The sequence below is a fragment of the Streptomyces griseoaurantiacus genome, assembly GCF_036189845.1.
Lineage (GTDB): Bacteria > Actinomycetota > Actinomycetes > Streptomycetales > Streptomycetaceae > Streptomyces > Streptomyces griseoaurantiacus.
The window spans coordinates 66,898-81,165 of the sequence record NZ_CP108326.1 but is presented as its reverse complement, the minus strand read 5'-3'; the positions used below and the strand labels follow the sequence as shown (position 1 = coordinate 81,165).

Sequence of the window (14,268 nt, the reverse complement as noted above, 5' to 3'; positions counted from 1 at the left end):
TCTGACGCCGCGCGGTTCTCCCCTCCACCGGCACCGGTCCCCACCGAGGGGAGACCCGGCCGTCGATCGGGCGGGGGCCGTGGGCCCCCGCCCGGCGGTGGGTCTGCGAACGGTGAGGTCAGGAACCGTGAGGGCGCGGGGGTGACGCTCCGTTCACCGTGTGCTCTCGGCGCTGTCGCCCTCCGTTCCCGACGACCAGTGCGGCCAACGCGGCTCCTCGCCCTCCGGCTTGTCGCCCAGGACCGTCACCCGCCAGCCGACGCGGCGGCCCGTGTAGTCGTTGACCGCGTAGTGCTGGGTGGCCCGGTTGTCCCACATCGCGAGCGCGCCCGGCCGCCAGTGGTAGCGGCACACCCGCTGCGGGCTCTCGGAGAGTTCGAACAGGTATCGCAGCAGCGCGTCGCTCTCCCCGGGCGCCAGTTGCGCGATGCGCCGGGTGAACAGCCGGTTGACGTACAGGGACCGGCGGCCGGTCTCCGGGTGCGTGCGGACCACCGGATGCTCCGCCTCACCGCGGAACGGCATGGACGGGTGCTCGAAGACGTGCACCGCGGTGAGCCCGTCGAGCATCTCCCGCAGAGGCGCGGACACCGCCTCGTAAGCCAGGTACTGGTTGCTCCACATCGTGTCCCCGCCGGCCGGCGGAGACTCGACGAGCTGGAGCACCGACGCCAACGGTGGAGAGGGCGAGAACGTCACGTCGGTGTGCCAGACGTCGGCCTTCGCACCCTGCTCCGAGTCGAGCACCACGAGTTCCTCGTGTCCGGGCAGCTTGGGCAGGAAGGGGTGCACCTCCAGTTCGCCGAACCAGCGGCCGAACTCCTTGTGCGCCTCGGGAGCCAGGCCCGCCGCGTCCGGGAAGAACAACACCAGGTGCTCCAGCAGCAGGTCGCGCACGGCCTCGAAATCCGCCTCCGTCATCCGGTCGAGCGGCACCCCGCGCACCTCGGCGCCGAGCGCGCCGGACATCGGGCGGACCTCGAACCGGGTCCCGTCGTTCGTCATCACCACATCACCTTCCCCTGGTCTCCTGGCTTCCTTGTCCGCTACGCCCACACCGGCCGCCGCCGGGCCCTCGGGTCCGGCAGCAGCCCGATCTGATGCAGCCGGTCCAGAGGGGTCAGCGGATGCGCCCCGAGCCCGGCCATGTTGTGCATGACCGTGTAGCGGATCCGGTCGTTGGCGCCCGTGTACCGCAGGGCACGCCGACCCAGCAGCCGGCCCGTCCACGACAGGTCGGTCACCATCCGCGCGGCGTTGTGACTGGTCCGCCCCACCTGTACGAGATCGGCGTGACGAGCACGCCCGTACGCGTGCAGTGCCCGGTCCACGGACGCGGCCGTCAGGTCGCCGCACTCCCGCAGCACCTCGGCCAGACGGTCGGCGTCGGCGACGGCGCTGTTCATGCCCTGCGCCGCCATCGGATGCACGACGTGCCCGCAGTCACCGACCAGCGCCAGGCCCGGCACGGTCAGCCGGGGCGCCAGTGCCCGGACCACCGGCAGGGTCTGACGCCGCGGCAGGGCCTCGTGGATCGCGTCCTCCAACGGGGCCAGCGCCGGGGTGTCCCGGACCAGCGCGGCGGCCCAGCGGTCCAGCTCACCCGGCCCCGCCCCACGCAGTTCCCCGGGCCCGGCCTGCGCGTACAGCCGGATCCGGCCCCCCGGAAGCGGGTAGCGCAGTCGCAGCCCGCGCGCGGTGACGTACGCCGAGAAGTCGGCCTCGACCTCCGGCGCGCCGGTCAGCTCCATCGCGACCAGCCGGTGCGGGTACTCCCGCCGGTCCAGGTCGATCCCGGCCGCCCGCCGCAGCCGGGAGGAGATCCCGTCGGCCGCCACGACCAGCGCCGCCGACACGGTGCGCCGCGCGCCGTCCTCGGTCAGAGTCACTCCCGTGACCCGGCCGTCGGGGGACCGGGCCGGCTCGTCCGCGAGGACGCCGCGGCGCAGCTCGACGGAGGGCGGCAACGCCTCGGTGAACGCGCGCAGGATGGCCGGGTAGTCGTGCGCGAGCAGCCAGTTCCCGTCGACGGGCAGCCGCCGGTAGTCCAGCGCCATCCGCGCGGTGCCGTCCCGGTCGCGGGCGACGAGCCTGTCCAGGCGCAGCGCACCCGCCCGCTCCAGCAGGCCGGACACGCCCCACTCGCGCAGCACCCGCAGCGCACCGGGCTGGAAGACCTCGCCCTTCGCCACCGGCCGGGGCCGGGGCTGCTTCTCCAACAGCAGCACGCGCAGGCCCAGCCGGCCGAGCGCGCAGGCCGCGGCCAGGCCGCCGACGCCCGCGCCGCACACCACCACATCCACGTTCATCGGGTGTTCTCCTGCCGGTAGCGGGCCGGCGCCCGCGGCGCGAGACCCTGGGTGAGCGGGAGCGGCCGCATGTGACAGCGCGACGCGTGCCGTACGCCCGCGCCGACCGTCCCGGCCGGCCGTCCCCGTACGCCGGCCGGACCGCCGGGAGTCACCGCACGCCGGGCGGCAGCCTCCGCGGAGGCACTCCGGCCGCGGGCGGGGCGGCCCACGCGTACGAGCAGGGAACTTCTCACGCCGAGGGATCCTTTCCGAAGAGGGGAGCCGGGGCGGGCGGGAACTCGTGGCCCGCACGCATCAGCTTCTGGGTGACCAGGGAGAACAGCAGGACCGGCAGCAGCACGACGGTGGCCGTCACCACCCCCCGGGCGCCGGCGAGGACGGCGGCGGCCAGCACCAGCCGCTCCGCCACCAGCACCTCGTGCGCGCGCAGCGCGGACCGGGCGTCGATCACCGGACCCGAGCGCAGCAGTGGGACGAACGCGGCCGCACCGCAGCCCGCGGCCACGACGAGCAGCGCCACCTGCCCGGCCGCGTCGCGCGGCGCCCATCCGGCGGCCGAGGCGACCAGCGCCAGTCCGCCCGCGTACAGGGCGAACGCCAGCCGGACCGCGCGCCGCACGCCGTGCCGCACCGGCACCGACCGGTACCCGCCCTCCCGGTCGCCGTCCACGTCCCGTACGGTGCCGACCAGGTTCGACGCCGTGTCGTGCAGCAGGAGCCCGGCCGCCACCGGCAGCAGCGACCAGGGCGGTGCGGGACGCGCGATCATCGCGCCGATCACGACCGCGAGGGCGGTCAGCGCGCCCCGGGACACGTTCCCGGACAGGCCACGCTTCTTGAAGACCCGGCTGTAGCCGACGATGCCGGCCATCGCGATCAGGAACAGCGGCAGGACGGCCCAGTTGGCGGCCACCACCAGGACGGCGCTGGCCGTCGCGCACAGCACCCCGCCCACCAGCGCCGCGTCCGCCGACAGACGTCCGGAGGGAATCGGCCGCTGCGGCTTGGCGATCGCGTCCAGCCCCCGGTCGAACCAGTCACCCAGGTAGTGCCCGGACAGCCAGCCCAGTGCCGCCGCGCCCGCGGCGACGGCCGGCCGCCGCACACCGGCGTCCGCGGCCCAGGCGGCGCCGGCCAGTCCGAGCAGGGCGGGATAGCTGGTCGTGTACGGACGCCAGGTCTGCACATGGGCCAGGACGGTCGTCCGGCCGCGTGTCCACCGGCCCGCCATCGCTAGCGGTCCCGGTGCACGGTCAGGTCCGCGATCGCCGAGAGAAGCCCGTGCGCGTCACCGGAGGGCAGCGGGGCCAGCGCCGCCCTCGCCCGCGCGATCTCGGCGTACGCCCGGTCCCGGGCGAGGTCGAGGGCGCCGGTCGCGAGGAGCACCTCGCGCAGCACGGCGAAGGTGCGCTCCGGGGTGAAATCGCCGCCGAGGGCCTGCTCCAGACGGTGCCGGTCCTCCGGTCCCGCGGCCTCATGCGCCAGCAGCACCGGGAAGGTGGGGCGCAGGTTGGCGGCGTCGCTCGTGCCGGGCTTGCCGGTGACGGCCGGGTCCGCGAGATACGGCAAGAGGTCGTCGTACATCTGGAAGGCGAGTCCCAGGTGACCGGCGAAGACGGTGACCGCCTCGGTCTCCTCGGGCGAGCCGCCGCTGAGCAGCGCACCGGCCCGGCAGGCGGCCCGCAGCAGGGCCCCGGTCTTCAGCGAGGCCATCTCCCGGTAGGCCTCCAGACCACCCGCGCCGGGCCACGCGGCGGCCAGCTCCGCCTCCTGGACCTGCCCCCGGCACAAGTCCTCGCCGGCCTCCGCGAGCACCCGGACCGCGGCCAGCACGGCAGTGTCCGGCACCCCGAGCGCGACGCACTCGGCGACCGCCGAGAACACCCGGAACAGCAGCGCGTCCCCGGTGGCGATGGCGTCCGGCACGCCGTACAGCGCGTGCACGGAACTCTGGCCCCGCCGCAGGTCGTCACCGTCGATGACGTCGTCGTGGATCAATGAGGCGACGTGCAGGTATTCCACGGCCAGTGCCGCCGGCACCACCTCGCTGCGCGATCCGCCGGTCGCCTCGGCGGAGGCCACCAGCAGCAGCGGTCGCAGCAACTTGCCGGGGGCCAGCAGCGCGTAGCGGGCGATCTCGTGCATCCGGTCCCCGCCGGCCGGCCAGCGGAGGTCGAGTTCCCGGCGCAGCTCCCTGGCCGCGGGGGACAGCGTGACCTCCCGCACCGCCGTCCGCGCCGCCACGGCCTCGGCGGTCATCCGGCACACTCCGGCGCCGGGCTCTCCTGAGCGGTGGGCTCCTTCGCGACGAAGTCCTTCGCCAGCGCCAGGACGGCGTCGTTGGCCTCCGGGGTTCCGGTGCTCACCCGTACGCCCGCTCCCGCGATCTCACGCACCACCACACCGTGGGCGGCCAGATGGTCCACGAAGGCCTTGTTCCGCTCACCGAGCGGCAGCCAGAGGAAGTTCGCGCCACTGGGCGGCACCCGCAGGCCCAGGTCCAGCAGTCCGGCCCGGACCCGGTCCCGCTCCCGGGCGACCTCCGCACATCGCTCCCGCATCACGTCCTCGGCCTCCAGCGCGGCCATCGCGGCGGCCTGCGCGACGGTGCTCACCCGGAAGAACGGCGTCATCCTCCGCAGCGGCCCGACCACCGCCTCCGCGCCGGCCAGGTGACCCACCCGCAGTCCGAGCAGCCCGTGCGACTTGGAGAACGTCCGCACGACCGCGACCCGTTCGTCCTCCTTGGCCAGCGCCATGGCGTCGGCGAGCTCGCCGGGTGGGGCGAACTCGCGGTACGCCTCGTCGACCAGCACCAGAACGCCCGGCGGCAGCGCGGCCACGAAGTCCCTCAGGCGGTCGTGCCCGAGCACCTCGCCCGTCGGATTGTTCGGGTTGCACAGCAGCACCATCCTGGTGCGGTCCGTCACGGCGGCGGCCATGGCGGTCAGGTCGTGCTCCTGGCCGGTCAGCGGCACCGCGACGGGTTCGGCCCGGGCGTTGCGGATGAGGAGCGGATACATCTCGAACGACGGCCAGGCGTGCAGCACCTCGGTGCCCGGCCCGGCGTGCGCGTTCAGGAACTGCTGGAGCAGCGCGCCCGACCCCGGGCCCGCCACGACCCGGGTGGGCGGAAGGCCGAGCCGGCGTGCGAGTTCCTCGGTGAGCCCGGTGGCGAGCGCGTCGAGGGTGAGGTTGACGCGCTCGCCGGAATCCCGGACCGCCCGGGCCACACCCGGTAACAGTGCCGAATGGTTTTCGTTGAGAGAGAGTTCGTACATTGCCGGATCCACGGGATGGCCTTCCTGTCGACGTGCCACGGGGCATGGAGAAGGCGACCGCGACCGTCTGCAGAAGACGGCGCGGCGAAAGGAATAGGCGCTGTGAAGCGGGGGGTGATGTGCAGGAATCGGCAGGGGGAGAAGTGGGGGAGAGGCCGGGGAAGAGAACAGGCACGAGAATGGGGGCACTGTTCCGCCGGGCGACTGAAAGAGCGCCGACTCTCTCAGTGTGACCATGAGACGGCTCCCCGCGCAAGACCGGTCCGATGAAACCCGGAAGAGGGCGATTTGTTCCGGATGAACGGATGGAGCAGCAATTGCCGAATCGGCGCGCGGAGGGCTGCGGGCGAGGACTGTGGGCGGTAGTCAGGGGACGTTTCTCGGTGTCACGGTGTGACCTTCGCCATGTTTATTTCCGCGTCGCGACGACTTGTGGGGGAAAGCGGGCCGGGCCGCGACCGGGCCCGGGAGCGACGGCTGCCGCGTTCCTTCGCGCCGGTCTGATCTGGCGTGATGAAGGGCGTGGACGGTACCGGGCCCGAGGCGACGACGGCGCCCCCGGCTCCATGTGACGATCCGGTACGGGCGCGGCCGCCGTCGGCCGCCGCACTCCTGACAAAGGAGAGGGTTGCTGGTACCACGGAACCGGTAATGCCGGCGCTTCCGAAAACGATGGCTGATTACTTGCTCATCGTCCGAAAACAGACCCCAGCTCTCCTCTCGCGACCCCGCCCTGGAATCCGGACGGCGGCCTGGTCACCGGCCAGGAAAGGAAAAGATGTGGATACCGCCGTGCGCCGACGCGGAACACCGGCTCCGGCAGGAGGACGGAAGGCGTCGGGCCGCCGCCGGGCCCGAGGGGCCCGACAGCGGCCGGCCGTTCCCCGGCGTCGGGCGCCGCGGAGGGGCGCGGTGGACGCCGGGCCGGTCACAACTCGGCCATGGCCCGCAACTCCGCGGTGGTGTTGCGGTGCGGAAACGGTTCTTCGGGCTCGGGGACGTCCAGCGCGCGGCAGAGCGGACCCCATCCGTCGGCGGGGGACCACTCGACCAGCCGCTCGGCCGGCACGAGCGAGCGCACCTCGTCGTTGTGCGCTTCGTAGGCGGCCTTGGCTGCGGTCTCGTCGGACCATGCGGTCGTCAGGTGCTCGACGGTCGTGAGGTGGCCCAGCTCGATGATCCGCGCGTCCGCGTGCTCCGGGTGCGCCAGGTGCCGCTCCAGCACGGGGACGACCGTCTGCGAGAAGCTCCGCCACCATTCCTCGGTGTCGCGGACCGAAAGCACCACGAGCGCCTCCGGGAACACGGTCTGCAACTCCCGCCAGAACGCCGATGTCGGGCCGCCGACCGCGGCCCCGTAACCGTCGAAGAAGCTTTCCCAGCCGGATGGGGGGCTGCCTTCCGTGAAGGCCTGTTCCCACGGCGATACATGCTCGGGACGCTGGGTCACCTCGAGCATGTGATAGCACTTCTGGCCCAGCAATGCGCTCAGGCCGAGATGGAGAGAGAACGTTCCGGTGCGACCGATTCCTGCTCCGATGGCGCGTAATGACACTGGCGATCTCCGTTCGATTCGGCGCAGTCGGCTGAAAGCTACGAGAAGTGATCCGGCGTTGTCAAGGAATGGCGATTTCGTGAGACGGATGATTCTTTGCGTGCGGTGGGGTTTGGTTTCGAGTAAGGGTGGCTTTGTCCCTCGCTGAGATGGTTACTGGATAAAGGCGCCGACGGGGGAGGAATTAAAGACGGGCCGGCGCACGGGGTGCCTCTTGACATTCCGGGCAAGGCTGGGGAACTCTCGTGGGAAGGCAGGTCTGCAACTCCGTGACGTGCGGATTGGCGAGCAGGCGGGAATCACCCGCGTGAATTTCTCGCCGCATTGCCCGCACCCGAACAAGAGTTGTCGCGCCCGTGTGCGCCCGATCCGGACAGCTCGTGAAGGCCCTCCGACACACAATGACCAGAGACCCTCGATGGCGGACCGGTCACACGGATGCGCCATTCCAGAGATGGGACGCCCCGCCGGCCCAGCTCCTTTCGAGGCCACTGTGACCAGGAGAAAGGAGGAGCAGTTGCAGCCGACGAGTCCGCGACTGCTTGACCAAGCCAATGACGCGATGCACGCCGGCGCGCGTGCCCTCTGGGAAGTGCAGCGGCCCGACGGGGTCTTCGATCACGGAGCCGAGGGATGGACCTCGGTCCTGGCCACGGTGGGGGCCGTCTCGGCACTGCACTGTGCCGATCCCGTGCGGTCCGCGGACCTCGTCGGGAAGGGCGTGGAGTGGCTGTGCCGCACCCAGGCCGCCGACGGCGGATGGAGCACCATTCCCCACATGCCGACCGAGGCCGGTCCCACTGCGGTCGCCGCCGCGACCTTGCAGCACCTCGCGCCGGAGCGGGCGGCCGAGACGATCCGTGCGGCGCGGTCGTGGCTCGAGGACTTCGGTGGGCTGGAGGCGATCTCTCATCGGGAGATGGCCGCGGTGTGCCGGCGGTTCTACGCCCGTGCCGGATGGCTCGACCCCGAGGACCTTCCGCGGCTCCCGCTGGAACTTGCCGCGTTCCCCCGGCTGTTCCGTGAGCTGCTCGACTTCCGCGCTCCTCTGGTCGCCGCCGCGGCACTCGCCCAGGCCCGAACCCGCGCGCAGGGCCCGGTGCGGAGGTTGCTCAACCGGGTGGGCAGGCCCTCCGCGCTCCGGCTGATCCGGCAGATCTACGAGCACGAGGGGATGACGGGGGAGTTCAGTGAGGACCCCTGGGCGGCCGGACTGACCTGCGAGGCACTGGCACGGTCCGGTGCGGCCCCGGACCTGGTGGCGTCGACTGTGGAGTGGCTGCGGTCGAAGGCGAATCCGGACGGTTCGTGGAACATGATGCCGCTGGATCTGACCTGGTCCGTCTACGCCGTCGAAGGCCTGATGGAGGCCGGTCACACAGCCGACCCGCGACTGTCCCTGTCCCGTTCGCTGTTCCACGACCGCCAGCAGGACCGGCCGTTCACCGCCTTCGGCTGCCCCGCGGGTTTCTGGGGCTGGTCCTCGCCGCACGGCTGGCCGGCGGCGGTGGAGACCGCCGAGATCACGTCCGCGCTGGCGCGCATGCCGGGCGGACGCGAGGACGAACACGTCGCCCGCGGTGTGCAGTGGCTGCTCGCGCAGCAGGACGGCCGGGGTTCGTGGAGCCTGTGCGTCCGCAACACCAGGGTCGACAACTGCGGCCCCTGCCCCCACACCACGGCCCAGGCCCTCCTGGCGCTGCTGAACGCGGGGGTGCCCGCCGACGGCCGGGTCGTTCGGACGGCGCTGCGCTGGCTGCTGTCCAGTGGGCGCCCCGACGGCTCCTTCGACTCGGTCTGGTACCGCAGCTACACCTCGGGGACGTCGGTCGTGCTGGAGGCGCTGGTGAAGGCGGGGGCCGGTGGGCATCCTGCCGCTCTGCGGGCCGCGGAATGGCTGGCGCGCACCCAGCGTCCGGACGGTTCGTGGAGTACCGGGGACGGGGTCGCACCGGGAACGGTGGAGGAGACCGCATGGGCGGTGTGCGCCCTGCTGGCCGCCGGGCGCGGCACGGACGAGGAGGCCGTCCGCCGGGGTGTCGTCTGGCTGCTCGCCCAGGAATCCGACGGCCGGTGGCCGCAGGCCCCGGTCAGCGAGTTCATCCGCGGCGCCTCACGCTTCCCGAACGGCGGACTGACCAACGGCCTCGCGCTGCGCGCCCTGGCAGCCTTCCTCGACGCCTCCGCGGGCCGGGTCGTCTGACACCCGAAGGGGCATGGCCGGGGTGCGGGCGTCGGCCGGGACCGGCCTGCTGCCGGTCCGCGTGGAGGGAGGCGGGCGGCGGCAGCACGATATCGGGCATGTCGGCCGCCGAGGTGGTCGCAGAACCGGCCCGCGGCCGGCGCCAGGTTGCGCTGCGGGTCGGCCGGGGGTGGCGGGCCGTGGTGTCGACAACGATGTCGGCAGCGCGGCCCGCGCGGGTTCTCACGGTGTGTAGAGGGCGTCGCTGCCGTAGAGCTCCCTGGTGAAGGCGGTGATGTCGGCGCTGCGGTCGCTGCCGTCGAGGTTGTATGTCAGGTAGACGCCGTATCCCTCGCCGACGGTGCGGCGGGCGAGGTCGGCGACCGTGCTGCGTGAGGTGCGGCCGATCTCGACGGCCGCCGGCGACAGCTTCGACTTGGGCAGCGCGATGCGGGGCACCTGCCAGCTGCCGTAGTAGGGATTCCAGGCGTAGTCGAATGCGCTGGAGATGTCGTTGCCGCCGTAGGACAGGCGCGAGGCGGCAGGGCCGATGTTGTACAGGCTGATGATCTTGTCAGGCATGTCCGCGCGCAGTGCCGTCACCAACTGCACGAAGGAACTGGCGTTGGGCTGCGCCGTGCCGTTGTTGCCGTACTCGGCGTATTCGTCGTCGAAGTCGATGCCGTCGAGGCCGTAGGTGCGCACGGCGTCCGACATCTGGTGTGCGAACGCCGCGGCCGACCGCTGTGACGTGAAGTTGGCGAATCCCGCGCCCTGGTGGTTGCCCAGCACGGAGAGGACGACCTTGATCCCCTTCTGCTGCAGTGGCCGTATCTGGGTGGCGGCGTTGTCCAGGACGCGTTGCACGTTGTCGTTGAAGTGGAGGTAGGCCGTCTTCGTGGCCGTGTCGTAGTTGATGTTCGCCGCGAAGATCACGGCGATGTCGAAGACGTTGCCGCCCCGGGCGAGCGTGTACTTGCCGGCGTTGAGGATGCTGTTGTTGTTCACCTCGATGTAGGCCACCGAGGTCGGACCCTGCTTGGCGGGTGCGGGTGCGGGTGCGGGTGCGGGTGCGGGTGCGGTGGCCGGGGCGGCTGCCGCGCCGGTCATGGCGGTGGTGCCGAGGACCAGGGCCGTGACGGCCGAAAGCGTGAGTGCGGCGGTTCGTATCGTGCTCCGTAGCGGAGTGAACATCGGTGGCCGGTCTCCCCTCGCGTGGTTGGTGTCCGACGTGCTCGAGGACGCTGGTGAGCCCTCCAAGTTTTCCACCTTTATGACTGCACACCGACAAGCGTGCGTGAACTCTTCACGGCTTCCCCACGTGCCTCACGTGCGACTGGCCCCGGTCACCCGGGGGGATGAATGCCGCAGGATTCGCGGATGGGGGAGGAGCGGCGACCGGATAGTGGGGGACAGGAAGGCGCTTCGTACCGTCTCGCCCTTCTCTCCGCCCGCCCCACCGCGATTGCTCACCCCCGCCCAGGAGGACCCATGGTCGACACGGAGTCACGAAACGCCGCAGCGTACGGCGTCGACGGGGGAGTAGGCGCCACCGCGTTGCTGGTCGCCGCGGCCCGGGCGCTGGAGACCCACCGCGAGGACAGCCTGGTGCGGGACGTCCACGCCGAGCACTTCGTGCGGGCGGCCGTCGCCTCCGCGGGCTGGCCCGTGCGACCGCACCAGGTGCCGGACGTGGACACCGATCCCCTGTGGGGGCGCTTCGCACGCTACTTCGGCCTGCGCACGAGGGTCCTCGACGACCACCTCCTCCGCTCGGTGCGGGAAGGGGCACGCCAGGTGGTGCTGTTCGGCGCGGGCCTGGACAGCCGGGCGTTCCGGCTCGACTGGCCCGAGGGCCGCGTCCTGTTCGAACTCGACCGGGAAGGCGTGCTGGAGTTCAAGCACCGGGTGCTCGCCGGGGCACCGGCGACGCCCCGGGTGACCCGGGTCCCGGTGCCGATCGATCTGCGTGCCGACTGGGAGGGCGCGCTGACCGGCGCGGGCTTCGACCCGAGCGTGCCGACGGCATGGCTGGCGGAGGGGCTGCTGTTCTATCTGCCTCCCGCCGCCGAGCGGCAACTCGTCGACGCCGTCGACCGGTTGAGCGCGCGCGGAAGCACCCTGGCCTACGAGGTCAAGCTGGAGAAGGACCTGCGGGCGTACCGCGACAGCGCGCTCTACACCGCGACGAGGGAACAGATCGGCATCGACCTGCTGGACCTCTTCAACGGCGAGCCGCGCCCCGACTCCGTCGGAGACCTGGTGGGCCGGGGCTGGTCCACCGTGGTCCGTACGCCCTTCGACTTCACCCGCCGGTACGGACGAGGACCGCTGCCCGAGCCCAACGACGCTCTGGAGGGCAACCGTTGGGTGTTCGCGGACAAGCCCGCCGGGTCCTGACCCGGGGGCCGGGGGAGGACGGCGCGTAGGGCCTCACCACGGGATCAGTACCGGTTTGACGACGAGGCCCGCGTCGCAGTCCCGTTCGGCCTCGTTGACGTCGGCGAGCGGATACGTACGGATCAGCCGGTCGAACGGGAAACGCCCCGCTCGCCACAGCGCCGTCAGCCGCGGGACGAGGAGCGCGGGCACGGCGTCCCCCTCGCAGATGTGGGAGATCCTGCGGCCCTGCTCCAGAGTGCCCACATCGAGGGACAACGGGGTGTGCAGCCGGGCCACGAGACCGAGGTGCCCGGTGGGCCGCAGCGCCAGGAGCCCGTCGTTGATGAGCCTGCCCGAACCCGTGGTGTCCAGCGCGTACCGCGCGCCGCCGTCGGTCAGCCGCCGGATGTGCCCGGGCAGATCCGGCGTCGCGGCGGGCAGCGGCGACGCGTGGAATTCCTCGGCGAGCCGGAGCCGTTCGGGGTGCCGGTCCACGGCGACGACCCTCGCCCCGGCCGCCGTCGCCGCCATCACCGCGGCCAGACCCACCGCCCCCGCCCCGAGGACGACGACGGTGTCGCCGGGGCCCGCGCCGAAGGTGTTCAGTACCGCGCCGGCCCCGGTGAGGAAGCCGCAGCCGAGCGGCCCGAGCAGTTCCAGGGGCAGCGAGGGGTCCACCCGGACCGCGTTGCGCGCCAGGACCAGCGCGAAGCCGGCGAACGCGGACTGGCCGAACCAGCGGGGGGCGAGCGCGCCCCCGGCCGCGTCCGTGAACCGTGCGGCGTGCTCCTGACGCCCGCCGAACAGGTTCAGCGGCGCGAACGAGTCGCAGTAGGCGGGCGCCGCGCCCCGGCAGTGCGCGCAGTGCCCACAGGAGTCGAAGCTCAGCACGACATGATCGCCGACGTCCAGGCCCGTGCCGGAGCCGCCGGTCTCCACCACGACACCCGCGCCCTCGTGGCCCAGGACCGCGGGCAGCGGAGAGCGGCCCGCCGAGCTCCGGACCGCGAGATCCGTGCGGCACATCCCGCAGCCGGCGACGCGCACCAGCACCTCGCCCTCGGCCGGTCCGGCCGACAGGAGCACCTCCTCGACGGCGAAGGGAGCGTCGTACGAACGCAGCACCGCCGCGTCGAACCTCAAGGACACGTCTCCTCCGGGCGGTGCACGACGAACGGCTGGAGGTTGCCGTACAGACCCCACGGCCCGCCCGCCACCCCCACACCGCTCTCCTTGGTGCCCGCGAAGGGCTGGGCGAGGGAGAGTTCGGCGTGGTGGTTGATCCACGCCGTGCCGCAGTCGAGCCGGTCCGCGACCTCCTCGGCCCGGTCCAGGTCCGTGCCCCACACCGAACCGCCCAACCCGAAGCCGGTGCCGTTGGCGGCCTCGACGGCGTCGTCCAGACGTGTGTACGGCAGCACCGGCAGGACGGGCCCGAACTGCTCCTCGGTCACGATCGGGCTGTGGGCCGGCACATCGGTCAGGATCGTCGGGGCGAAGAAGTGGCCCGGCCCGGGGAGCCGTCGGCCACCGGCCGCGGCGCGGGCGCCGGCCGCCAGCGCCTGACGCGTGCGGTGTGCGACACGGGCGAGCTGCGGGGCGTTGTTGAGCGGGCCGAGGCGGGTGGCGGGATCGAGCCCCGGCCCGACGACCGTGTCCCGGGCGCGTTGCGCCAGCGCCTCGACGACCTCCGGGTGGCGCCGGGCGGGGACGTAGAGCCGTTTGACGGCCATGCAGACCTGGCCGCAGTTGCGGAAGGCCGCCCAGAACAGCCGGTCCGCGATGCCGTCCACGTCCACGTCCTCCAGCAGGATCGCGGCGTCGTTGCCGCCCAGCTCCAGGGTGACCCGGGCGAGTGTGTCCGCCGCCGCGCGGGCGACGGCCCGCCCGGTGGGGATCGAACCGGTGAAGGTCACGTGCCGGATCCCGGGGTGGGCAACCAGACGGGCACCGAGCGGCTCACGTCCGGTGACGACCGTCAGGACGTCGGCGGGGAGGGCGGCGGAGAGGACGGACCCCAGCAGCAGGGTGGACAGCGGCGTGTAGGGGGAGGGTTTGAGCACCACCGTGTTGCCGGCGGCGAGCGCCGGGGCGAACTTCGCCGCCGCGAGCTGGAGCGGGAAGTTCCACGGCACGATCGCGGCGACCGGCCCCAGCGGACGCCAGCGCAGCTCGCTGCGGACCGGCCGCTCGTCGACGAGGGGGCGGGGGCCGTGGTCCAGCGCGGCGAAATAGCGCAGCCGCGCGGCCGTACGGGCGACCTCCGCCCGCGACTCGGCCAGAGGTTTGCCCTGTTCCCGGGTGAGCAGGGGCGCGAGGTCGGTCCCGGCCGCCTCCACGGCGTCGGCCGCCGCACACAGCGCGGCCGTACGGGCGGCGGCGTCCGTACGCCACCCGTACCAGGCGGCACGAGCACGGTCGACGACCGCGTCCAGTTCCCCCGGCCGCAGCTCGGCGGCCGTGCCGACGACCTCGCCCGTCGCCGGATCGGCCACGGGGAACCGTCCGGCGCGGACGGTGGGCGCACGGCGGACACGCCGGGCCGGCATCCGGGCG

Annotated in this window: 11 protein-coding genes; 2 read left to right on the top strand and 9 right to left on the bottom strand. The window is 72.7% G+C overall.

Annotated features, from left to right (window positions below):
* Positions 1 to 153: 153 nt before the first annotated feature.
* The 6 genes from OHB09_RS00410 to OHB09_RS00385 all read right to left on the bottom strand — a co-directional run bounded on the left by OHB09_RS00410 (position 154) and on the right by OHB09_RS00385 (position 7,148).
* Positions 154 to 1,005, bottom strand: coding sequence for a TauD/TfdA dioxygenase family protein (locus OHB09_RS00410; protein WP_040894261.1), 852 nt, complete (start codon positions 1,003 to 1,005; stop codon positions 154 to 156).
* Between the two features lie 41 nt (positions 1,006 to 1,046).
* Positions 1,047 to 2,309, bottom strand: a complete 1,263-nt coding sequence (locus tag OHB09_RS00405) for an FAD-dependent oxidoreductase (protein ID WP_006138665.1) — start codon at positions 2,307 to 2,309, stop codon at positions 1,047 to 1,049.
* Between the two features lie 232 nt (positions 2,310 to 2,541).
* Positions 2,542 to 3,543 (bottom strand): UbiA family prenyltransferase, encoded by a 1,002-nt coding sequence (locus OHB09_RS00400; protein WP_191854322.1) that lies wholly within the window; start codon positions 3,541 to 3,543, stop codon positions 2,542 to 2,544.
* A 2-nt stretch (positions 3,544 to 3,545) separates the two neighbouring features.
* Positions 3,546 to 4,571 (bottom strand): polyprenyl synthetase family protein, encoded by a 1,026-nt coding sequence (locus OHB09_RS00395; protein ID WP_191854323.1) that lies wholly within the window; start codon positions 4,569 to 4,571, stop codon positions 3,546 to 3,548.
* The gene (locus OHB09_RS00390) at positions 4,568 to 5,593 is read right to left on the bottom strand and encodes an aminotransferase class I/II-fold pyridoxal phosphate-dependent enzyme (protein WP_191854324.1); all 1,026 of its coding nucleotides are present in this window, start codon (positions 5,591 to 5,593) and stop codon (positions 4,568 to 4,570) included. The genes OHB09_RS00395 and OHB09_RS00390 overlap by 4 nt, the downstream gene beginning before the upstream one ends.
* A gap of 928 nt (positions 5,594 to 6,521) precedes the next feature.
* Positions 6,522 to 7,148 carry a sulfotransferase family protein gene (locus OHB09_RS00385; RefSeq protein ID WP_063822148.1) on the bottom strand — a complete coding sequence of 209 codons (627 nt, stop codon included), beginning with the start codon at positions 7,146 to 7,148 and terminating at the stop codon, positions 6,522 to 6,524.
* A 493-nt stretch (positions 7,149 to 7,641) separates the two neighbouring features.
* Here OHB09_RS00385 and OHB09_RS00380 point away from each other — a divergent pair, with 493 nt between their 5' ends.
* On the top strand, positions 7,642 to 9,351 hold the full coding sequence (locus OHB09_RS00380; protein ID WP_328921404.1) for a prenyltransferase/squalene oxidase repeat-containing protein: 1,710 nt from the start codon (positions 7,642 to 7,644) through the stop codon (positions 9,349 to 9,351).
* Between the two features lie 222 nt (positions 9,352 to 9,573).
* Here the strand turns inward: OHB09_RS00380 and OHB09_RS00375 are convergent, their stop codons facing one another.
* A complete protein-coding gene (locus tag OHB09_RS00375; protein WP_328921403.1) occupies positions 9,574 to 10,524 on the bottom strand; it encodes an endo-beta-N-acetylglucosaminidase H in 951 nt (316 codons plus the stop codon).
* A 297-nt stretch (positions 10,525 to 10,821) separates the two neighbouring features.
* On the opposite strand from OHB09_RS00375, the gene OHB09_RS00370 reads away from it, so the two are divergent.
* Positions 10,822 to 11,730, top strand: coding sequence for an SAM-dependent methyltransferase (locus OHB09_RS00370; RefSeq protein ID WP_040894262.1), 909 nt, complete (start codon positions 10,822 to 10,824; stop codon positions 11,728 to 11,730).
* Positions 11,731 to 11,763: 33 nt separating this feature from the next.
* Here OHB09_RS00370 and OHB09_RS00365 read toward each other — a convergent pair whose 3' ends face one another.
* Positions 11,764 to 12,855: an NAD(P)-dependent alcohol dehydrogenase gene (locus OHB09_RS00365; RefSeq protein ID WP_040894263.1), complete on the bottom strand. Its 1,092-nt coding sequence runs from the start codon at positions 12,853 to 12,855 to the stop codon at positions 11,764 to 11,766.
* Positions 12,852 to 14,261: an aldehyde dehydrogenase family protein gene (locus OHB09_RS00360; RefSeq protein WP_328921402.1), complete on the bottom strand. Its 1,410-nt coding sequence runs from the start codon at positions 14,259 to 14,261 to the stop codon at positions 12,852 to 12,854. Before OHB09_RS00360 ends, OHB09_RS00365 begins: the two co-directional genes overlap by 4 nt.
* Between the last annotated feature and the right edge of the window lie 7 nt (positions 14,262 to 14,268).

Bases quoted from the DNA above. Each gene is read 5' to 3' on its own strand.
- OHB09_RS00405 (WP_006138665.1), bottom strand. From the start codon at position 2,309: ATGAACGTGGATGTGGTGGTGTGCGGCGCGGGCGTCGGCGGCCTGGCC.
- OHB09_RS00395 (WP_191854323.1), bottom strand. From the start codon at position 4,571: ATGACCGCCGAGGCCGTGGCGGCGCGGACGGCGGTGCGGGAGGTCACG.
- OHB09_RS00410 (WP_040894261.1), bottom strand. From the start codon at position 1,005: ATGACGAACGACGGGACCCGGTTCGAGGTCCGCCCGATGTCCGGCGCG.
- OHB09_RS00400 (WP_191854322.1), bottom strand. From the start codon at position 3,543: ATGGCGGGCCGGTGGACACGCGGCCGGACGACCGTCCTGGCCCATGTG.
- OHB09_RS00360 (WP_328921402.1), bottom strand. From the start codon at position 14,261: ATGCCGGCCCGGCGTGTCCGCCGTGCGCCCACCGTCCGCGCCGGACGG.
- OHB09_RS00375 (WP_328921403.1), bottom strand. From the start codon at position 10,524: ATGTTCACTCCGCTACGGAGCACGATACGAACCGCCGCACTCACGCTT.
- OHB09_RS00390 (WP_191854324.1), bottom strand. From the start codon at position 5,593: ATGTACGAACTCTCTCTCAACGAAAACCATTCGGCACTGTTACCGGGT.
- OHB09_RS00370 (WP_040894262.1), top strand. From the start codon at position 10,822: ATGGTCGACACGGAGTCACGAAACGCCGCAGCGTACGGCGTCGACGGG.